Origin of the sequence: Mycobacterium sp. E3247 (assembly GCF_001667785.1) — a bacterium.
Classification (GTDB): Bacteria; Actinomycetota; Actinomycetes; order Mycobacteriales; family Mycobacteriaceae; genus Mycobacterium.
In genome coordinates, this window is the sequence record NZ_LZJG01000285.1 from 1 (window position 1) to 21,421 (window position 21,421).

At 68.4% G+C, this 21,421-nt stretch carries 14 protein-coding genes and 1 tRNA gene; 11 read left to right on the top strand and 4 right to left on the bottom strand.

Annotated elements, in window-relative coordinates:
• A partial coding sequence (locus tag A9X04_RS30455) for a 3-deoxy-7-phosphoheptulonate synthase (RefSeq protein WP_143265404.1) occupies nt 1–82 on the top strand: 82 nt, incomplete at its 5' end.
• Between the two features lie 181 nt (nt 83–263).
• On the opposite strand, the gene A9X04_RS15560 is transcribed toward A9X04_RS30455, so the two are convergent.
• A tRNA-Arg gene (locus A9X04_RS15560) sits at nt 264–337 on the bottom strand.
• A 187-nt stretch (nt 338–524) separates the two neighbouring features.
• Between A9X04_RS15560 and A9X04_RS15565 the strand changes: the two genes are divergently transcribed.
• From A9X04_RS15565 to A9X04_RS15585, 5 genes are all read left to right on the top strand, one after another.
• Nucleotides 525–1,772, top strand: coding sequence for an alpha/beta hydrolase (locus A9X04_RS15565; RefSeq protein WP_067921950.1), 1,248 nt, complete (start codon nt 525–527; stop codon nt 1,770–1,772).
• Nucleotides 1,773–1,925: 153 nt separating this feature from the next.
• Nucleotides 1,926–3,395: a wax ester/triacylglycerol synthase family O-acyltransferase gene (locus tag A9X04_RS15570; protein ID WP_067921953.1), complete on the top strand. Its 1,470-nt coding sequence runs from the start codon at nt 1,926–1,928 to the stop codon at nt 3,393–3,395.
• A complete protein-coding gene (locus A9X04_RS15575; protein ID WP_067921956.1) occupies nt 3,392–5,140 on the top strand; it encodes an HAD-IB family hydrolase/lysophospholipid acyltransferase family protein in 1,749 nt (582 codons plus the stop codon). Before A9X04_RS15570 ends, A9X04_RS15575 begins: the two co-directional genes overlap by 4 nt.
• Entirely contained in the window at nt 5,137–7,506 is a 2,370-nt protein-coding gene (locus A9X04_RS15580; protein ID WP_067921960.1) for a glycerol-3-phosphate 1-O-acyltransferase, read from the top strand. The genes A9X04_RS15575 and A9X04_RS15580 overlap by 4 nt, the downstream gene beginning before the upstream one ends.
• A gap of 29 nt (nt 7,507–7,535) precedes the next feature.
• Nucleotides 7,536–9,566 carry a cytochrome c oxidase assembly protein gene (locus tag A9X04_RS15585; RefSeq protein WP_067921962.1) on the top strand — a complete coding sequence of 677 codons (2,031 nt, stop codon included), beginning with the start codon at nt 7,536–7,538 and terminating at the stop codon, nt 9,564–9,566.
• Nucleotides 9,567–9,678: 112 nt separating this feature from the next.
• Here the strand turns inward: A9X04_RS15585 and A9X04_RS15590 are convergent, their stop codons facing one another.
• Complete coding sequence (locus A9X04_RS15590) at nt 9,679–10,923, bottom strand: HNH endonuclease signature motif containing protein (protein ID WP_067921964.1); 1,245 nt, start codon at nt 10,921–10,923, stop codon at nt 9,679–9,681.
• Nucleotides 10,924–11,242: 319 nt separating this feature from the next.
• On the opposite strand from A9X04_RS15590, the gene A9X04_RS15595 reads away from it, so the two are divergent.
• The 5 genes from A9X04_RS15595 (at nt 11,243) to A9X04_RS15615 (ending at nt 19,512) form a co-directional block, all read left to right on the top strand.
• Nucleotides 11,243–11,725: a single-stranded DNA-binding protein gene (locus A9X04_RS15595; protein ID WP_067921967.1), complete on the top strand. Its 483-nt coding sequence runs from the start codon at nt 11,243–11,245 to the stop codon at nt 11,723–11,725.
• Nucleotides 11,726–11,805: 80 nt separating this feature from the next.
• Nucleotides 11,806–13,482, top strand: a complete 1,677-nt coding sequence (gene ettA, locus A9X04_RS15600) for an energy-dependent translational throttle protein EttA (RefSeq protein WP_067921970.1) — start codon at nt 11,806–11,808, stop codon at nt 13,480–13,482.
• Nucleotides 13,483–13,598: 116 nt separating this feature from the next.
• Nucleotides 13,599–18,443, top strand: coding sequence for an NAD-glutamate dehydrogenase (locus tag A9X04_RS15605; protein WP_067921973.1), 4,845 nt, complete (start codon nt 13,599–13,601; stop codon nt 18,441–18,443).
• Complete coding sequence (locus tag A9X04_RS15610; protein WP_055400158.1) at nt 18,440–18,853, top strand: thioesterase family protein; 414 nt, start codon at nt 18,440–18,442, stop codon at nt 18,851–18,853. Before A9X04_RS15605 ends, A9X04_RS15610 begins: the two co-directional genes overlap by 4 nt.
• Nucleotides 18,841–19,512: a hypothetical protein gene (locus tag A9X04_RS15615; protein ID WP_067921976.1), complete on the top strand. Its 672-nt coding sequence runs from the start codon at nt 18,841–18,843 to the stop codon at nt 19,510–19,512. Before A9X04_RS15610 ends, A9X04_RS15615 begins: the two co-directional genes overlap by 13 nt.
• Nucleotides 19,513–19,537: 25 nt before the next feature.
• On the opposite strand, the gene A9X04_RS15620 is transcribed toward A9X04_RS15615, so the two are convergent.
• Together A9X04_RS15620 and A9X04_RS15625 are read right to left on the bottom strand one after the other, a co-directional pair.
• Nucleotides 19,538–20,572: an FAD/NAD(P)-binding protein gene (locus A9X04_RS15620; RefSeq protein ID WP_197509179.1), complete on the bottom strand. Its 1,035-nt coding sequence runs from the start codon at nt 20,570–20,572 to the stop codon at nt 19,538–19,540.
• A 56-nt stretch (nt 20,573–20,628) separates the two neighbouring features.
• A complete protein-coding gene (locus tag A9X04_RS15625) occupies nt 20,629–21,261 on the bottom strand; it encodes a DUF5134 domain-containing protein (protein WP_082975021.1) in 633 nt (210 codons plus the stop codon).
• Nucleotides 21,262–21,421: the final 160 nt, after the last annotated feature.

Below are 21,421 nucleotides of genomic sequence, written 5' to 3' on the forward strand. Positions count from 1 at the left end.
CGAGACCGCGTGCGACCCGCGGCTGAACACCCAGCAGTCGCTGGAGCTGGCGTTCCTGGTCGCCGAAATGCTGCGCGGCTAGGTGCACCAAAAGCGAGATGCGACGGCAAGTCACGGTCGCGGTCACGTTCCACGGCATCGACTTCGCTGGTGGGCTGAGGCGAAGAATGTCCCGGAGTCCGACCCAGCCGAAAGCCGTCCACCACGATGCCGGTGGAGCCGATCATCGGCTTTTCAGCGGACCAAAAACGCCGTCCGACCAGTGCCCCCGGCACGACTCGAACGTGCGACCTAGGGATTAGAAGGCCCTTGCTCTATCCACCTGAGCTACGGAGGCAATGTGCACGTCAGTCTATTCCAACGGCGTGTCGTAACCCGACTCGCCGCCGCGCCGCACACGAAAAGCGTTCGCGCCCCGGCGTTATCGGCTATGGTTGGGAACCTCGACACACGTAGAACACCGACCGGTCATCGGCCGTTAACCGCAATGAGGCGTGTGCATATCGTCGAGGGGTGGCGTTGCTATGAGCGTGACCACGCACGTGACTTCCCGGTGCTCGTGGGCCGGTAACCAGGCCTTACGCCTGGCGGGCGATGCGAAAGACGCCTATCGGGTCGGCACGCTGTTGCTGCGCGGCTCGCCGTTCGCGCTGGGCTGCCTCGCGGGCTGGCTCTCCACCGAGTTTCCTCCCCACGTCGTGACCGGGCACGCGTTGTCGCGCCTCGCGCACCCGTCCATCGGGCGCGTCGGCACCAGCTGGGCGGCGCAGCGGGCGGACCGGGCCCTCACCGCGGCGCTCGACGAAGCCCTCGGTCCCGACTTCCGCGAGCAGGTCTGCCACCCGGCCGGCATCAAGCCCGTCTGCGCACCCCGCAGCGGCGTGTTGAACAGGCCCGGACCGCACCGCCGGTACGCGGCCCAGACGTCCGACATCCCCTACGGTCCGGGCGGACGCGACAACCTGCTCGACATCTGGCGGCGTCACGACCTCGCCCCGGGGCGGCGGGCGCCGGTGCTGATCCAGGTTCCCGGCGGGGCGTGGACCGTCGGCGACAAACGGGTGCAGGCCTACACGCTGATGAGCCGCATGGCCGAGCTCGGCTGGATCTGCGTCTCGATCAACTACCGCAAGAGCCCGCGTTCGACGTTCCCGGCGCACCTCATCGACGTGAAGCGGGCGATCGCCTGGGTCCGCCACAACATCGCCGACTACGGCGGTGATCCCGACTTCATCGCGATCACCGGCGGGTCGGCGGGCGGGCATCTGGCCTCGCTGGCCGCGCTCACCCCGAACGACCCGGCGTTCCAGCCCGGATTCGAAAACGCCGACACCACGGTTCAGGCCGTCGTGCCCTACTACGGGGTGTACGACTTCACCGACTCCGAGCACATGCACGACTTGATGCTGCCGTTCCTGGAGCACTTCGTCATGAAGGCCCGCTACGCCGACGAGCCCGAGCGGTTCCGGGCGGCGTCGCCGGTCTCCTACGTGCACAGCGGGGCGCCACCCTTCTTCGTGCTGCACGGCGAGAAGGACGAATTGGTGCCCAGCGGCCAGGCCCGTGCCTTCTGCGCCGCGCTGCGTGCGGCCGGCGCCGCCACGGTGGCCCACGCCGAACTCGCCAACGCCCATCACGCGTTCGACATCCTCTCGACGGTCCGCTCGCGGCTGGCCGCCAACGCCGTCGCGGATTTCCTCGGTGTCGTCTACGGGCGCCGCGTCAGCCCGCTGCTGGACTTCGTCCCGCTGGCGGCCACATCGGCCAGCTGAGCCCGGCTCCGGTAAACCGGCGCCCGGCGCCGACCGCTCCTTTCACCAGCGCGGCAACCCGACTAGCGTTGGGTTGGCGATGGGGGTTGGTGGTGGGTCCGAGGCAGGAGGCTTGATCTTCGGTGACAGGGTTGGCGCGTCGGTCGGAGAGCCATGACTGAGTCCGATGGGGTCGTGAAATTGTCCGACCAGCTGGGACCGGTCGACTATCTGATGCATCGGGGCGAAGCGAATCCGCGGACGCGATCGGGCATCATGGCGCTGGAGCTCCTTGACACCACGCCGGACTGGGACCGGTTTCTGAGCCGCTTCGAAAACGCCTCCCGACGGGTCCTGCGGCTGCGGCAGAAGGTGGTCGTGCCGACCCTGCCGACGGCGTCACCGCGCTGGGTGGTGGACCCCGACTTCAACCTCGAGTTCCACGTGCGGCGGATGAGGGTGGCCGAACCCGGCACGCTGCGCGACGTCTTCAACCTCGCCGAGGTGATGTTGCAGTCGCCGATGGACATCTCCCGGCCGCTGTGGACGGCCACCCTGATCGAGGGGCTGCCCGGCGGGAAGGCCGCGACACTGCTGCACGTCAGCCACGCTGTCACCGACGGCGTCGGCGGGGTGCAGATGTTCGCCGAGATCTACGACCTCGAACGCAACCCACCTGCCAAGGTGACACCCCCGCTGCCGGTTCCGCAGGACCTCACACCCAATGATTTGATGCGCCAAGGCATTAACCACCTGCCCGCCGCGGTGGTCGGCGGCGTCCTGAGCGCGGTCTCCGGCGCGGTCTCGGTCGCCGGGCGTGCGGTCCTCGAGCCCGCGTCCACCGTGTCGGGCGTCGTGGGTTACGCCCTCTCGGGCATGCGGGTGCTCAACCGGGCGGCCGAGCCGTCGCCGTTGCTGCGGCGGCGCAGCCTGGCCACCCGCACCGAGGCGATCGATATCCCGCTCGCCGACCTGCACCGGGCCGCGAAGGCCGGCGGGGGATCGATCAACGACGCCTACCTCGCCGGCCTGTGCGGCACCCTGCGGCGGTACCACGAGGCGCTCGGCGTGCCCATCAGCACGCTGCCGATGGCGGTACCGGTGAACCTGCGGGCCGAGGCCGACACGGCCGGGGGCAACCGGTTCACCGGCGTCAACCTGGCCGCGCCCGTGGGTACCGTCGATCCGGTCTCGCGGATGAAGAAGATCCGCGCGCAGATGACGCAGCGTCGCGACGAGCCCGCGATGAATATCATCGGTTCGGTCGCGCCCCTGCTCAGCGTCCTGCCGACCGCGGTGCTCGAGGGCATCACCGGGTCGGTGATCGGTTCCGACGTCCAGGCCAGCAACGTCCCGGTGTATCCCGGGGACACCTACATCGCCGGTGCAAAGGTGTTGCGGCAGTACGGCATCGGTCCGCTGCCGGGAGTGGCGATGATGGTCGTGCTGATCTCACGCGGCGGGTGGTGCACCATCACCGTGCGCTACGACCGGGCGGCGGTGCGCAACGAGCCGCTGTTCGCCCAATGCCTGCTGGAGGGCTTCGACGAAATCCTGGCGCTGGCCGGCGATGGGGCACCCCGCGCGGTGCCTGCCTCGTTCACCGAGCCGGCGACGTCGGCGCGGACGGTGGCGGGTTCATGAGCGCCACCGAGGACCAGGGAGGCCAGGGCGGGGCGGCCGGCGGGGACATGCGTCTGCCCGGCTCGGTCGCCGAAATCATGGCCAGCCCGCCGGGCCCCAAGATCGGCGCGTTCTTCGACCTCGACGGGACGCTGGTGGCCGGCTTCACGGCGGTGATCCTCACCCAGGAGCGGCTGCTTCGCCGCGACATGGGCGTGGGTGAGCTGCTCGGCATGGTGCAGGCCGGCCTGAGCCACACATTGGGCCGCATCGAGTTCGAGGACCTCATCGGCAAGGCCGCCGCCGCGCTGGCCGGCCGCGTGCTGGACGACCTGGAGGAGATCGGTGAGCGGCTGTTCGTGCAGCGCATCGAGTCGCGGATCTACCCGGAGATGCGCGAGCTGGTGCGGGCGCACGTGGCTCGCGGGCACACCGTGGTGCTGAGCTCGTCGGCGCTGACCATCCAGGTCAACCCGGTGGCGAGGTTCCTGGGCATCTCGAACATGCTCACCAACAAGTTCGAGACCACCGAGGACGGGATACTCACCGGCGGCGTGCAGAAGCCGATCCTGTGGGGACCCGGCAAAGCCGCTGCGGTGCAACGGTTTGCCGCCGAGAACGCCGTCGACCTCAAGGACAGCTACTTCTACGCCGACGGAGACGAGGACGTCGCCCTGATGTACCTGGTCGGCAACCCGCGCCCGACCAATCCCGAGGGCAAGATGGCCGCCGTGGCCAAGCGCCGCGGTTGGCCGATCCTGCGGTTCAGCAGCCGGGGGCCGGTGGGTCTGCGGCGCCAGCTGCGCACCCTCGCCGGCTTCGGCTCGATGTTCCCGGTCGCCGCCGGCGCCGTCGGCATCGGCGTGCTGACCCGCAACCGCCGGCGCGGCGTCAACTTCTTCACCTCGACCTTCTCCCAGCTGTCGCTCGCGATCACCGGTGTGCACCTCAACGTCATCGGCCAGGAGAACCTGACCGCGCAGCGGCCGGCGGTGTTCATCTTCAATCACCGCAACCAGGTGGACCCCGTCATCGCCGGCGCACTGGTGCGCGACAACTGGATCGGCGTGGGCAAGAAGGAGCTGCAGAAGGACCCGATCATGGGCACGCTCGGCAAGCTGCTCGACGGCGTGTTCATCGATCGCGACGATCCCGCCGCCGCGGTCGAGACGATGCACGAGGTGGAGGACCGGGCCAGGAAGGGGCTGTCGATCGTGATCGCCCCCGAAGGCACCCGGGTCGACACCACCGAGGTCGGGCCGTTCAAGAAGGGCCCGTTCCGCCTCGCCATGGCCGCCGGAATCCCGATCGTGCCGATCGTGATCCGCAACGCCGAGCTCGTCGCCGCCCGGAACTCCACCGTCGTCAACCCCGGCACGGTCGACGTCGCGGTGTTTCCGCCGATCTCGGTGCAGGACTGGACTATCGAGAACCTGCCGGACCGGATCGCCGAGGTCCGGCAGTTGTACCTGGACACGCTGGCCAACTGGCCCGTCGGCGACGAGCTGCCCGAGGTCGGCCTGTACCCGGAGAAGAAGGCCGCGGCGAAGGCCAAGGCGCCGGCGAAAAACGCTGCGGCCAAGGGTGTTTCCAAGGCGCCCGTAAAGAAGGTGGCGGCGAAGAAGGCGCCGGCAAAGAAGGCCGCGCCGAAAGCCAAGCCGGCCAACGCGAATCCGCACGAATCCCAGGCCGCCCTCAAAGACGGCGAGGCGCATAGGCCCGCCGATGCGGCGGTCAACGCCGAACCGCCCGAAGGGCAGCCGTGACCGAACCGGCCGCGGATACCACCGCGGTCCTCACCGGCGACGACTCGCTGGTGTTGGCGTCCATGGCGTCGCCGGTCGAGCGGGAACTGGTGACAACCTGGATGGCCCAGCAGTGCGGCGACCAGCCGGAGGCCAGATTCGACGTCCTCGAACTGCCACCGCCCAACGCCCCGCCCGACGCGCTCACCGCGCTGATCGAGCGGCTCGAGGCCGGCGACGACGACCCCGACCGCGCACCCGCCGACCGTTCCATCGTGCCGGTGCGGGTGTTCTGGCTGCCGCCGCCGGATCGCGGCAGGGTCGCCAAGCTGGCCGGCCTGCTCCCCGGGCGGGATCCCTACCACCCCAACGAACGTCAGCAACTGCACATCATCCGCAACGCCCCGCAGCGGGCGCGGGTGGTGGCCGGCGAACCGGCGAAGGTCTCCGAACTGCGCCAGCAATGGCGCGACATCACCGTCGGCGAGAACGAGACCGACTTCGCCCGGTTCGTCATCCGCCGCGCGCTGCTGGCGCTGGAACGTGTCGAGTACCGGATCCTGGGGCCGCAGTACAAGTCTCCGCGGCTGGTGAAGCCGGAGATCTTGGAGTCCAGCCGGTTTCGCGCCGGGCTGAAGAATATCCCCGGCGCGACCGTCGAGGAAGCCGGCCGGATGCTCGACGAACTCTCCACCGGCTGGAGTCGGGTGTCCGTCGACCTCGTATCGGTCCTCAGCAGGGCGATCAGCCGCGGCTTCGATCCGGAGATCGACTACGACGGGTATCAGGTCGCGGCGATGCGCGCCGCCCTGGAAACCCATCCGGCCGTGCTGCTGTTCTCGCACCGGTCCTACATCGACGGCGCGGTGGTCCCGGTGGCGATGCAGGAGAACCGGCTGCCGCCCGTGCACGTGTTCGCCGGGATCAACCTGTCCTTCGGCGCGATGGGTCCGCTGCTGCGCCGATCCGGGGTCATCTTCATCCGGCGCAACATCGGCGGAAACCCGCTCTACAAGTACGTTTTGCGCGAATACGTCGGCTACATCGTCGAGAAGCGGTTCAACCTGAGTTGGTCCATCGAGGGCACCCGCTCGCGCACCGGCAAGATGCTGCCCCCGAAACTCGGCCTGCTGTCCTACGTCGCCGACGCCTACCTGGACGGCCGCAGCGAGGACATCCTGTTGCAGCCGGTGTCCATCAGCTTCGACCAGCTACACGAAACCGACGAGTATGCGGCCTACGCCCGCGGCGGCGAGAAGACGCCCGAAGGCGTCAGCTGGCTGTACAACTTCATCCGGGCGCAGGGCGAGCGCAACTACGGCAAGATCTACGTCCGTTTTCCCGAAGCGGTGTCGATGCGCCAGTACCTGGGCCCGGCCCACGGCCCGCTGACCCACGACCAGGACGCCAAACGGCTTGCGCTGCAGAAGATGTCATTCGAGGTAGCCTGGCGGATCCTGCAGGCGACGCCGGTGACCGCGACGGGTCTGGTGTGCGCGTTGCTGCTGACCACGCGCGGCGCGGCGTTGACGCTCGCCCAGCTGCACCACACGCTGCAGGACTCGCTCGACTATCTGGAACGCAAGCAAACCCCGATGTCGACGAGCGCGTTGCGGCTGCGCTCGCGCGACGGGGTGCGGGCGGCGGTCGACGCGTTGTCCAACGGGCATCCGATCACCCGAGTCGACGGGGGCCGGGAGCCTGTGTGGCGCATCGCCCCCGACGAGCAGCACGCGGCGGCGTTCTACCGCAACTCGCTGATCCACGCCTTCCTGGAGACGTCGATCGTCGAGCTGGCGCTGGCACACGCGCGGCACGTCGAGGGCGACCGCATGCAGGCCTTCTGGGATCAGGCGATGCGGCTGCGCGATCTGTTGAAGTTCGACTTCTACTTCGCGGACTCGGCGGCGTTCCGGGACAACATCGCCGAAGAGATGGCCTGGCACGACGATTGGGAAGCCCACGTCGCCGCCGGCGGCGACGAGATCGACGCGTTGCTGTTCGCCAAGCGGCCGCTGATGGCGGACGCGATGCTGCGGGTCTTCTTTGAGGCCTACGAGATCGTCGCCGACGTGCTGCGGGATGCGCCGCCCGACGTCGATCAGAAGGAGTTGACGAAATCGGCGCTCGGCGTGGGCCGCCAATATGTGGCGCAGACCCGGGTCCGCAGCAGCGAATCGGTGTCGACGCTGCTGTTCGCCACCGCCTACCAGGTGGTCGCCGATCAGGACCTCACAGCACCCGCGCCCGATCTCGTCGAACGGCGGATCGCGTTCCGGCAGGAACTGCGGGACATCCTGCGGGACTCCGATCACATCGGCCGGATCGCCCGCAACCAGTTCGTCGCCCGCGAGAAGAAGGCGCGTCAGGAGCGCCTGCCTCGGTAGCCGCCGGTGCGCGGCCATACCCTGGCTGTATGACGGTCGATCGGTCTGTGGCCACCCCGCGCGCGCTGGTGTGGCCGATGCTGACCGGCGTCGCCGTGCTGGCCGGCTGCACGGCGGCCGGCATCGGGGCGCTGTCACTGGCCGACGCGCTGACCGCCACCGGCCTGCCGAACCCCGGCCCCGCGACCACGCTGGGGCTGCCATTCGTGCGGGCGGCCGGGGAGATCGCCGCGGTGCTCGCGGTCGGGTCGTTCCTGTTCGCGGCATTTTTCGTGCCGCCGCAACGCAACGGCGTCCTGGACGCCGACGGCTATCGGGCGCTCCGCCTGGGCACGTTCGCGTCGGGGGTGTGGGCGGTGTGTGCCGCGCTGCTGGTCCCGCTGACCATCTCCGACGTGTCGGGCCGACCGTTGGTCACACTCCTCGACCCGGTGCGGATCTGGTCGGTGGCCGGCCTGGTCACCACCGCCTCCGCCTGGCGCTGGACCGCAGCGCTGGCCGCGGTGGTGATGCTGGCCAGCCTGCCGGTGCTGCGCTGGTCGTGGACGCCGCTGTTGTTCGCCGGCTCGCTGCTGACGTTGATCCCGCTGGGATTGACCGGCCACTCGTCCGCGGGCGGGTCACACGACCTGGCCACCAACAGCCTGCTGATCCACCTCGTGGCCGCCGCGGTGTGGGCCGGTGGGCTGCTGGCGCTCGCCGCGTACGGGCTGCGCGGCGGGGGATATGTCGCCCTGGCGGCGCGGCGGTTTTCCGCGATCGCGCTGTGGTGCTGGGTCGCGATGGCGCTCAGCGGGGTGATGAACGCCGTGGTGCGCGTGCCCATCGGTGACCTGTTCACGTCCGACTACGGGCGCCTGGTGGTCGCCAAGTTCGCCGCGCTGTGCGCGCTCGGGATCCTCGGCTGGCGCCAGCGGCGCTCGGCCGTGGCCCGGCTGCAGGTGGAACCGGACCTCCCCGACGCGCGTCGCGCCCTGCTCCGGCTGGCGCTCGCCGAGGCCGCGGTCTTCGGGCTGACGTTCGGCGTCGCCGTCGGGCTGGGCCGCACCGCGCCGCCGCCCCCGCCGAGTCGGCTGCCCTCGATCCCCGAGGCCGAAATCGGCTACGACTTCGACGGGCCGCCGACGCCAGCCCGCATCCTGTTCGATTGGCGCTTCGACCTGATCTTCGGCACGGCCGCCATCGTCTTCGCGGTCCTCTACGTGGCCGCCGTGCTGCGGCTGCGTCGCCGAGGCGACGCGTGGCCGCCGGGCCGGACCGCGGCATGGCTACTCGGCTGTTTCGCGTTGCTGTTCGTCACCTCGTCGGGGGTCGGCCGCTACATGCCGGCGATGTTCAGCGTGCACATGATCGCGCACATGGGCCTGTCGATGCTGGTCCCGATCCTGCTGGTGCTCGGCGCCCCGGTCAGCATGGCGCTGCGGGCGCTGCCCGCCGCCGGTCGTGACGAGCCGCCCGGGATGCGGGAATGGCTGCTCGCCGCGCTGCACAGCCGCTACTCACGCTTCGTCACCAACCCCGTGGTCGCCACCGTGTTGTTCGTCGCGGGCTTCTACGGGCTGTACCTCTCGAACCTGTTCGACACGGCCGTGGGCAGTCACGCGGGGCACCTGGCGATGAACGTGCACTTCCTGGTCAGCGGCTACGTCTTTTATTGGATCGTCATCGGGGTCGACCCCACGCCGCGCCCGATCCCCCCGCTGGCCAAGGTGGGCGTGGTGTTCGCGTCCCTGCCGCTGCACGCGTTCTTCGGCGTGGTGCTGATGGGCACCCGGAAAGTCCTCGGCGCCGACTACTACCGCTCCCTCGGGTTGAGCTGGCACACCGACCTGCTGGGCGATCAGCGACTGGGTGGTGGCATCGCCTGGGCGGCGGGGGAGGTGCCCCTGGTGATCGTGATGCTGGCGCTGTTGGTGCAGTGGGCGCGCAGCGACGACCGCACGGCCCGCCGGCTGGACCGCGCCGCCGAACGCGATGACGACGCCGAGCTGGTCGCCTACAACGCGATGCTCGCCGAGCTGGCGCGGCGCGGCACGCCGGGACATGCCAAGCCGCGGTGACGAGGTGCTTGAGTTGCGGAGCTCGAGCGGCTCTTTGTCCCTGACAACACCCCGTTGACGGATACTGCGAACGACTCGCCTCCCCGCCAACCCGTTTCGCTTCGACGACGGGCTAATTCCTGGACGGTGGTGGTTGGGGTCGGAAGGGGTCGTACCACCACCATTCGGCGCGTTCGCCGATCGGTCCCGGGCACGGCGGGACGGCGGGCGGCGGTTGGGTGGGTGGGCGCGCCAGCGACCCCGGACTCAGTGTGCGCCCGGCGCCGTCGTTGAAGGTGAGATCGGGTGCGGGTCCCACGATGGTGATGCCCCCGGAGTGGTGCAGCCGGTGGTGATGAGGACAGACCAGCACGAGGTTGGTCAGCTCGGTGGCGCCGCCGTCTTCCCAGTGCCGGATGTGGTGGGCGTGCAGACCGCGGGTGGCGCCACAGCCGGGAACTGCGCACGAGCGGTCGCGGTGCTCCAGCGCGCGGCGCAGTCGCCGGTTTATCAGGCGGGTGGTTCGGCCGGCGCCGATGGGCTGGCCGTCGCGGTGGAACCACACCTCACAGGTGGCATCACAGGTCAGGTATTGGCGCTCGGCGTCGGTGAGCAGCGGACCCAGATGCAGAGCCGCGGTGCGCGTTTCAGCATCGACGTGCACCACCACGGTGGTGTGCTGTCCGTGGGGCCGGCGGGCCGCCTCCGCGTCCCACCCGGCCTCGACCAGGCGCATGAAGGCCTCGACAGTGCCCGGCAGCGGCGGCGCGCTTTCCGACGCTCCGTCGGCGCGGTCGTGCTTCCATTCGGCGATCAGCGCGTCCTGGTGCGAGGCCAACGCGGCGTCGAATTTCGCGGCGTCCGGAGGCGGGAGGGCGATCCGATAGCAGCTGCCCTGCTCGGTGGAAGTCTTCCTGAACGAGCGCTCGGGCTCGCGCCGGGGTTCTGGGTCAGGGCGCGGTTCGAGGCTGATCGCGGTTCGCAGCTGGTGCACCGTGGCCACCCGCGCCAACTCCGCATAGTGCGCGTCGGAGCCGTCGCCGGCGCGTGCGGCGATGATGCCGACCTGGTCCAGCGACAGCCGCCCGTCGCGCAGACCCTGGGTGCAGCGGGGGAACTCCTCGACCCGGTGCGCGACGGTGGCGATCGTGTGCGCGGTGGTCGACGACAACCCCAGCTTCCAGGCCACCAACGCCGCGACCGAGCGCGCGCCGGTCATGCCGCACAGCTCATCACGCTCGATCTCGGCGACCAGGTCCACGATGCGCCCATCGATGGCATTGCGCTGGCCGGCCAACTCCGCCAACTCCTCGAACATCACCTCCAAACGCTCGGCAGGGCTCACTGCCACAGCGCTAGCCGGTGCGGTGGAAGACATGGACCCATCATCGCAGCGGGGTACGACGGGTTTCGGCTGCCGATTTCGCGCTCGGACTGACCTTCGTCACCTCAAGCGGACAGCCTGATTGGCCCGAAACTGCAGGCCCGGGGTGGTAAGGGGACCAAGGACCAATAATGCGCGATCGCACTCATCGCCGGACTACTCCACAGTCCCGACTCCTTCCACAGGGCCGCCGACCTGGACACGGTTTGAGCCGTTCTTGCCCGCCGGCCCGTCGGTGGCGCCGAGCTCAATGGCAACCAGGACGGGCGGTGACGCGTTCGCCGCCCAATAGCAACCGAGAAGGGATCAGCCAATGTTTGAAACACCGCTAACGGTCGTCGGACACATCGTCACCAACCCCGAACGGCGACAGGTCGGCGCGCAGGAAGTGATCAAGTTCCGCGTCGCCAGCAATTCCCGGCGACGCATGGCCGACGGCGGCTGGGAGCCCGGCAACTCGCTGTTCATCAACGTCAATTGCTGGGGCAAGTTGGTCACCGGCGTCGGCGCCGCGCTGGGCAAGGGCGCACCGGTGATCGTGGTGGGCCATGTGTACACCAGTGAGTACGAAGACCGCGACGGCAACCGCCGCTCATCACTGGAGATGCGTGCCACCTCCGTCGGGCCCGACGTGTCGCGCGCGATCGTGCGCATCGAGAGGCCGGGCTACACCGGCCCGACTGCCGGCGAAGCCACCAAGCCACCCGCGGATGCGGCCGGCGCCGCTGGTGAGGACGCCGATTGCGACGGCAGCATCGAGTCCGCGGGAACGGGACCGCTGCCGATGTCGGCTTAGCTGCGGAATCCGGCCCCCCGGGTGATGCCTAGGATGGTCGCGAGAACTCTCTGAAAAGACCAGAAAGGCACAACCGCGGCATGGCTGAGTTCATCTACACGATGAAAAAGGTCCGCAAGGCGCACGGCGACAAGGTGATCCTGGACGACGTCACGTTGAGCTTCTATCCAGGCGCCAAGATCGGTGTCGTCGGCCCCAACGGCGCCGGCAAGTCGAGCGTCTTGCGGATCATGGCCGGGCTGGACAAGCCGAACAACGGCGAGGCGTTTCTGGCCACCGGCGCCAGCGTCGGCATCCTGCAGCAGGAGCCGCCGCTGAACGAAGAGAAGACGGTGCGCGGCAACGTCGAAGAGGGGCTCGGCGACATCAAGGTCAAGCTGGACCGCTTCAACGAGGTCGCCGAGTTGATGGCCACCGACTACTCCGACGAGTTGATGGAGGAGATGGGCCGGCTGCAGGAGGAGCTGGACCACGCTGACGCCTGGGACCTCGACTCGCAGCTCGAGCAGGCGATGGACGCGCTGCGCTGCCCGCCTCCGGATGAGCCGGTGACGAATCTGTCCGGTGGTGAGCGGCGCCGCGTGGCGCTGTGCAAGCTGCTGTTGTCCAAGCCCGACCTGCTGCTCCTCGACGAGCCGACCAACCACCTGGACGCCGAAAGCGTGCAGTGGCTGGAACAACACCTGGCCGCCTACCCGGGTGCGGTGCTGGCGGTGACCCACGACAGGTACTTCCTGGACAACGTCGCCCAGTGGATCCTCGAGCTCGACCGCGGTCGTGCCTATCCCTACGAGGGCAACTACTCGACCTACCTGGAGAAGAAGGCCGAGCGGCTCTCGGTGCAGGGCCGCAAGGACGCCAAGCTGCAGAAGCGGCTCACCGAGGAGCTGGCCTGGGTGCGGCAGGGGGCCAAGGCGCGGCAGGCGAAGAACAAAGCCCGCCTGCAGCGCTACGAGGAGATGGCCGCCGAAGCGGAGAAGACGCGCAAGCTCGACTTCGAGGAGATTCAGATCCCGGTCGGGCCGCGGCTGGGCAACCTCGTCGTCGAGGTCGACCACCTCGACAAGGGCTACGACGGGCGGACCCTGATCAAGGACCTTTCCTTCACCCTGCCCCGTAACGGCATTGTCGGCGTCATCGGCCCGAACGGTGTCGGCAAGACGACGCTGTTCAAGACCATCGTCGGGCTTGAGCAGCCGGACAGCGGGACGGTCAAGGTCGGCGAAACCGTCAAGCTCAGCTACGTGGACCAGTCCCGCGCCGGTATCGATCCCAAAAAGACCGTCTGGGAAGTCGTTTCCGACGGGCTGGATTACATCGAGGTCGGCCAGAACGAGATCCCGTCACGGGCCTACGTCTCGGCGTTCGGCTTCAAGGGCCCGGACCAGCAGAAGCCGGCCGGCGTGCTGTCCGGCGGCGAGCGCAACCGGTTGAATCTGGCCCTCACGCTGAAAGAGGGCGGCAACCTGCTCCTGCTCGACGAGCCGACCAACGACCTCGACGTCGAAACGCTGGGTTCGCTGGAGAATGCCCTGGAGAAATTCCCGGGCTGCGCCGTGGTGATCTCCCACGATCGCTGGTTCCTGGACCGCACGTGCACGCACATCCTGGCCTGGGAGGGTGACGAGGACAACGAGGCCAAGTGGTTCTGGTTCGAGGGCAACTTCGGTGCCTACGAGGAGAACAAGGTCGAACGGCTCGGTGCCGACGCGGCGCGGCCGCACAGAGTGACCCACCGGAAGCTCACGCGCGACTAGTGTCAGCTGCGCAGCCCCGACGAAGCGGCCCCGATGGCCGCGGTGGGGGCGCCCCCGTTGCGGGCAGAGTGGGCGGTTGAGCACAGTGGCATGTGTATGAGTTGGGAGCCATCGGCATGACGATCGATCCCGGAGCGAAGCAGGCCCTCGAGCCGTGGACCGCCTTCACCCAGCAGCAGGACATACCGGACTGGATCGCGCGGGCCTACATCGAGAGCTATCGCGGTCCGCAGGGCGACGACCCCGGGGCGGCGGAATCCGGTCCGATCGACCTGACGGTCCCCACCGCCATCGTGACTCCCGGCATGCTCGGCGCGCACTATCAGCTCGGCCGGCACCGCCCCTCCGGTGAGAGCCGGGTCGCGGTCTACCCGCCGGATCACCCGGCCGGATTCGGGCCCGCCCTGCAAGTCGTCACCGACCACGGCGGCATGCTGATGGACTCCGTCACGGTGCTGCTGCACCGGCTGGGCGTGCCCTACGCGGCCATCATGACCCCGGTCTTCGAGGTGCACCGCAAACCGACTGGCGAGCTGGTCAGCGTCGACGCGAAACCCCCCGGCGCCCCGCAATACGTGGGCGAGGCGTGGATACACGTGCAACTATTGCCGTCGGTCGACAGCAAGGGCCTTGCCGAAGTCGAACGGCTGCTGCCCAAGGTCCTGTCCGACGTGCAGCAGGTCGCCAGCGACGCGGGCGCGTTGATCGACGCCCTGAGCGGGCTGGCCGCGGAGGTCGAAGGCAACGCGCAGGGCCACTTCTCGGCCCCCGACCGCGAGGACGTCGCGGCGCTCCTGCGTTGGCTGGGCAACGGTAACTTCCTGCTGCTCGGCTACCAACGCTGCCGCGTGCACGGGGGCCTGGTCTCCGGTGACGGGTCACCGGGCCTGGGCGTCCTGCGCACTCGCACCGGTTCCCGGCCCCGGTTGACCGACGACGACACCTTGCTGGTACTGGCCCAATCGGTTGTCGGCAGCTACCTGCGCTACGGCGCGTACCCGTACGCCATCGCGGTTCGGGAGAACCTCGGCGGCGACGACGGCGTCGTCGAGCACCGCTTCGTCGGGCTGTTCACCGTCGCCGCGATGAACGCGGACGTCCTGGAGATCCCGACGGTCTCCACGCGGGTGCGCCAGGCGCTCGCCCTGGCCGACAGCGACCCGATCCACCCCGGCCAACTGCTGCTCGACGTCATCCAGACCGTCCCGCGCTCGGAACTGTTCACGCTGAGCGCCGAGCGGCTGTTGGCGATGGCCAAAGCGGTGGTGGACCTGGGGTCCCAGCGGCGGGCGCTGTTGTTCTTGCGGGCCGACCGGCTCCAATACTTCGTCTCGTGCCTGGTCTACCTGCCCCGCGACCGCTACACCACGCAGGTGCGGCTGCAGATCGAGGACATCCTGGTCCGCGAATTCGGCGGCACGCGGCTGGAATTCACCGCACGGGTGAGCGAATCACCCTGGGCCCTCATGCATTTCATGGTCCGGCTACCCGAAGATGCACCGCAGGTCGACGTCTCCGAGGACAACCGGGTCCGCATCCAGGGCCTGCTGAGCGAGGCCGCCCGCACCTGGACGGACCGGTTGATCGCCGCGGCCGCGGACGGTTCCGTCGAGCATGACGACGCCGAGCACTACGCGACCGCCTTCCCCGAGGTCTACAAACAGGCGGTCACCCCCGCCGATGCGATCGAGCACATCGCGATCATCAAAGAGCTGCAAGACAACTCGGTCAAGCTGGTGTTCTCCGAACGGGGCGAGGAGGGTGCCGCCCAGCTGACCTGGTTCCTCGGCGGGCGCACCGCATCGCTGAGCCAGCTGCTGCCCATGCTGCAGAGCATGGGCGTGGTGGTGCTCGAGGAGCGGCCCTTCACGGTGACCCGCCAGGACGGGCTGCCGGTGTGGATCTATCAGTTCAAGATCTCCACGCACCCGACCATCGCGCCCGCGACGACGACGGCCGAGCGGGAGGCGACCGCGCAACGATTCGCCGATGCGGTCACCGCGATCTGGCAGGGCCGCGTCGAGATCGACCGGTTCAACGAGCTCGTCATGCGCGCGCGGCTGAGCTGGCAGCAAGTCGTGCTGCTGCGCGCCTACGCGAAATACCTACGGCAGGCGGGCTTTCCGTACAGTCAGTCCTACATCGAGTCGGTGCTCAACGAGCACCCCTCCACCGCGCGATCGCTGGTCGTCCTGTTCGAGGCGCTCTTCGATCCCCGCCCGTCCGGGGCGTCGGCGAACCGCGACGCCCAGGCGGCGGCGGCCGCGGTCGCCGCCGACATCGACGCGTTGATGAGCCTGGACACCGACCGCATCTTGCGGGCGTTCGCCTCGCTGGTACAGGCGACGTTGCGCACCAACTACTTCGTCACGCGAGAGGGCTCGGCCCGCGCCCGAAACGTGCTGGCCCTCAAGCTCGATGCCCAGCTCATCGACGAGTTGCCGCTGCCGCGCCCCAAATACGAGATCTTCGTCTATTCGCCCCGCATCGAGGGCGTGCACCTGCGCTTCGGCCCGGTGGCGCGGGGCGGGCTGCGCTGGTCGGACCGGCGCGACGATTTCCGCACCGAGATCCTCGGCCTGGTCAAGGCGCAGGCGGTGAAGAACGCCGTCATCGTGCCGGTCGGGGCCAAGGGCGGCTTCGTCGTCAAGCGGCCGCCGATGGCGACCGGCGATCAGGCGGAGGACCGCGAGGCCGCCCGCGCCGAAGGCATCGCCTGCTATCAGCTGTTCATCTCCGGGTTGCTCGACGTCACCGACAACGTCGATCACAAAACGAAGAAGGTGAGCCCGCCGCCCGAAGTGATCCGGCGCGACGGCGACGACGCGTATCTGGTGGTGGCCGCGGACAAGGGCACCGCCACCTTCTCCGACATCGCCAACGACGTCGCCAAGTCCTACGGATTCTGGCTGGGGGACGCCTTCGCCTCCGGCGGATCGGTGGGCTACGACCACAAGGCCATGGGCATCACCGCGAAGGGCGCGTGGGAGGCCGTCAAACGCCACTTCCGGGAGATGGGCGTCGACACCCAGACCGAGGACTTCACGGTGGTGGGCATCGGCGACATGAGCGGCGACGTGTTCGGCAACGGCATGCTGCTGTCCCGACACATCAAGTTGATCGCCGCCTTCGACCACCGGCATGTCTTCCTCGACCCCGACCCCGACCCCGCCGCCTCGTGGGAACAACGCCGGCGCATGTTCGACCTGCCGCGCTCCAGCTGGGACGACTACGACAAGTCGTTGATCAGCGAGGGCGGTGGGGTGTACAGCCGCGAGCACAAATCCATCCCCGTCAGCCCGCAGGTGCGCGAGGCGCTGGGCATCGACGGCGACGTCACCGAGATGACGCCGCCCAACCTGATCAAGGCGATCCTGCAGGCACCGGTCGACCTGTTGTTCAACGGCGGCATCGGCACCTACATCAAGGCCGAATCCGAGTCCGACGCCGACGTCGGTGATCGCGCCAACGATCCGGTGCGGGTCAACGCAAGCCAGGTGCGCGCCAAGGTGATCGGTGAAGGTGGCAACCTGGGGGTGACCGCCCTGGGCCGGGTCGAGTTCGACCTTTCGGGCGGGCGCATCAACACCGACGCCATGGACAATTCCGCCGGCGTGGACTGCTCGGACCACGAGGTCAACATCAAGATCCTGATCGACTCGCTGGTGACCGCCGGCAGGGTCGATCCCGACGAGCGCAAAGAGCTGCTGGAGTCGATGACCGACGAGGTCGCGCAGCTGGTGCTCACCGACAACGAGGATCAGAACGACCTGATCGGCACCAGCCGCGCCAACGCGGCCAGCCTGCTGCCGGTGCACGGCAGGCAGATTCAGTACCTGGTCGACCACCGGGGGCTCAACCGCGAACTGGAGGCGCTGCCGTCGGAGAAGGAGATCGACCGCCGATGCGAGGCCGGCATCGGCCTCACCTCGCCCGAGCTGTGCACCCTGATGGCGCACGTCAAACTCGGGCTCAAAGAAGAGATGCTGAACACCGAACTGACCGAGCAGGACGTGTTCGCCTCCCGGCTGCCCCTGTACTTCCCGACGCCGTTGCGGGAACGGTTCACCCCGGAGATCCGCACCCACCAGCTGCGCCGCGAGATCGTCACCACCATGCTGATCAACGACCTGGTCGACACCGCCGGCATCAGCTACGCCTTCCGAATCACCGAGGACGTCGGCGTCGGGCCGGTGGACGCGGTGCGGACGTACGTGGCCACCGACGCCATCTTCGACGTGGGCCAGATCTGGCGGCGCACCCGCGCGGCCAATCTCCCGGTCGCCTTGTCCGACCGCTTGACGCTGGATACCCGGCGGCTCATCGATCGCGCCGGCCGCTGGCTGCTCAACTACCGTCCACAGCCGCTGGCCGTCGGCGCCGAGATCAACCGGTTCGCCGCGAAGGTCAAAGACCTGACCCCTCGGATGTCGGAGTGGCTGCGCGGCGACGACAAGGCGATCGTCGAAAAGGAAGCCGCCGAGTTCGCGTCGCAGGGAACACCCGAGGACCTGGCGTACATGATCGCCGCCGGCCTGTACCGCTTCAGCCTGCTCGACATCATCGACATCGGCGACATCAACGACATCGACGCCGCCGAGGTCGCGGACACCTACTTTGCCCTGATGGACCGGCTTGGCACCGACGGCCTGCTGACGGCGGTATCCGAACTGCCCCGCAACGACCGCTGGCATTCCTTGGCGCGCTTGGCGATTCGCGATGACATCTACGCATCGCTGCGGTCGTTGTGCTTCGACGTGCTCGCGGTGGGGGAGCCGAACGAAAGCGGCGAGGAGAAGATCGCCGAGTGGGAACACCTGTCCGCGTCGCGGGTGGAGCGGGCCCGCCGTACCCTCATCGAAATCCAGGAAAGCGGGGAGAAGGATCTCGCGACGCTTTCGGTGGCCGCGCGTCAGATCCGGCGCATGACCCGCACCAGCGGAAGAGGTTCATCGAGTTGAGCGTCGGCTTCGTCGCCCCCGTACCGGTGCGCTGGTCGGACATCGACATGTACCAGCACGTCAACCACGCCACGATGGTCACGATCCTGGAGGAGGCCCGGGTCCAGTTCCTGCGTGAAGCGTTCGAGGTCGACATCTTGACCATCGGGTTGCTGATCGCCGAAGTCAAGGTGACCTACAAAGGCCAACTGCGGCTGGTCGATTCGCCGCTGCAGGTGACGATGTGGACCAAGCGGTTGCGGGCGGTGGACTTCACGCTGGGCTACGAGGTGCGCTCGGTGTCCGCGGATCCGGAATCCAAGCCCGCCGTCATCGCCGAGTCGCAACTGGCCGCCGTCCATATCGAGGAGGAGCGGCTGGTGCGGCTCTCCCCACACCATCGGGAGTATCTGCAGCGGTGGATCCGGTAGTTGACCGCGGACTTTGGCTGGGTCCACAGGACCGGGCCGCCCAGCGCAGGGATCTGGGCGCGTTCGTCGATCACGCGTTGCGACTCGACGACGCCGCGGTCATCCGCCTCCGCAACCGATCCACAGGGCTCCTGACGGCCTGGGTGGCAACCGGTTTCGACGTGCTGGCCAGCCGTGTAGTGGGCGGCCAGGTGCGGCCCGACGACCTGTCCGTGGGCGCCGACGCCCTGGCGCGCGGCCTGACCGCGATGGATGACTCCGGCTACGTCGACCCCGGGTTCGCGATGGACTCCGCGTGGCGGGGGGCGTTGCCCCCGGACACCGGCTTCAGCCACCTCGAGGACATCCCCGCCCGGGTGATGCTGGATCTGGCGCAGCGCGGCGCGCGACTTGCCAAGGAACACGGCAGTTCTCATGGCCCGCCGGTGTCGCTGCTCGACCAGGAGGTCGTTCAGGTGAGTGCGCCCGACGCCAGCGTCGGGCTGCCCATGCGGTGTGTGTTCGCCTTGACCGCAATGGGTTTCCTGCCGCAGTCTCCGGACGCCGTAGGCGCCGATGAGATGATCCGGGTCCGGATCCTGCCTACCTGGCTGCGCATCGACGCGCGGTTCGGCTCGGTGTACCGGCGCCGCGGCGACCCGGCGCTGCTGCTGCGCTGAGGTGTCGAGCAGCGATCACCTCGGGTCACGTGCCGTAGACCATCCACAGCGGGAGAACCGAGTCGAGGTAATCCATGAACTTTTTCAGGCCCACGCGGTATTGCCCGTAGCCGTAGGGGTCTTCGGCGTACTCGGGGAAGGCGATGCCCAACCCGAACAGGCCGGGGGCAATGATTCCGTTCATCCGGTTGTAGCCCAGCCGGCCCCAGTGGGGCGTCTCGGGCAGCTTCCGCGGCTCGAAACCGACGGTGTAGACGACGCGATCACACTCGGCGACCTTCTCGTCGAACTCCGGGCTCGACACCAGGCACCTCTCCAGCCGATCCGGCCACACCCCGTCGATGTTCTCGCGAGCCCACACCGCGGCCCGCCCCTTGAGGCCGGTGTCGTCGAACAGGATCCAATCATCCAGGTAGACCGCGTATTTGAGCGGGCTGCGGTAGATGTTGATCACCTTGGCGACCGGACACCGCAGGAGGTGCGGCAACGCGATCATCGACGAGTGCGACGAGCCGAAGACCGCAACCGTCGCCCCTTCCAGCGGCACCTCGGCGAGCTTGTCGGCATCGAGGGCGACCTCGACCGGAATCTCCTCGATGGGGTAGTCGAGCCTCCTGGGTACCGCGCCGACCGCGAGAATCACGTTTTCCGACGCCAATTCCCTATCCCGTGTTTCGATCCGCCACCGCCGTTGCGCCAGGGTCAGTGTGGTGGCCGTCGTCTCGAATACGTGCACCCGCTGGCGCAACTGCTCGGTCACCCATACCAACGGGTCGGCGACCAGGGCAAGGGCGCAGGTCTCCTCGGGGTCGACTTCGGCCAGCGGCGAAGGCGGAGCATGTGAGAACCCAAAGGCCGCAGAGCCATTCAAGAAGCTCATAAACGTCCCGGCGATCGTGTTGCTGGACACCGACCTCCACTTACCGCCCAGGTCTCCTGCGGCGAAGGCGGGATCCACCCAGGCGATCTTGTCGGGCGGTATGCCCTGATCGAGCAGCCTTCCCACCGCCGCGATGCCCGCGGGTCCCGCCCCGATCACCGTCCACGCGTACGTCGCCATGTACTAGGTATAGAGGAGCGGCAGGCCACGTGCCGAGCCGGAAGGGCGGGATCGGATCACACGATGTCGGCGAACATCAGCGCCGTACCTGCGGCGGTGACCGTCTGGGTCACGATTTGCGCGTAGCTGAGTTTAACGGTGCGCGGCATCAGTTTCGTCCAGCGCTGCGCCACCCAGCGGTACGCCCAGAAAATCGCCACCGCGCCGAACCCCAGGGCCGCGATCCCGTTCACCATGTTGACCCAGTCCGGCGTGGCCTGGGACATGTCGTGCGTCGCGTGCTGCATCCCCGAGGCGGCGCTGTGCGCCGACATGCCCATCGCAAGGTCGTCCGGATGCCCGGCGCGTCCCGGCAAGCTGCCCTTCATCGCCCCGTACATCCAGGCCATCGCCACCATCATCAGGGCGTAGTAATAGTTGGTCAGCCTGCCGTCGGCGGCCCAGGGCGTGTGGCCGGCGATGCCGACGAACCAGGCGCCGCCGAGCAGGAAGCACGTCGCGGCAACCATGGTCGGGATGCTCATGCCCACACCCCACGCCATCAGGATCATCACCGCCGACATCGCCAGATGCAGCAGCTGGCTCACGATGCTGGTCCAGCAGCGGCGTTGAGCGACAAGGAAATATCCGTAGGCTGCGAAGCTCACGGCGAAGAGTGCCGTCACCAGCCATCGCAACGTGTTATCCACCAACCCGCCTTTCGCCGGTGGGCTCGCACGGTGTCGGCCTAGGACCCGGAATCGGCGGTTCGATCTCGGTCATGGCACGAGAGTACCCCCACCGGGTATCTCCACTTTGGAGGCGCCCCGGCGGTTGGCCAACCCCAATGTGAAAACGGCTGGACTGCCG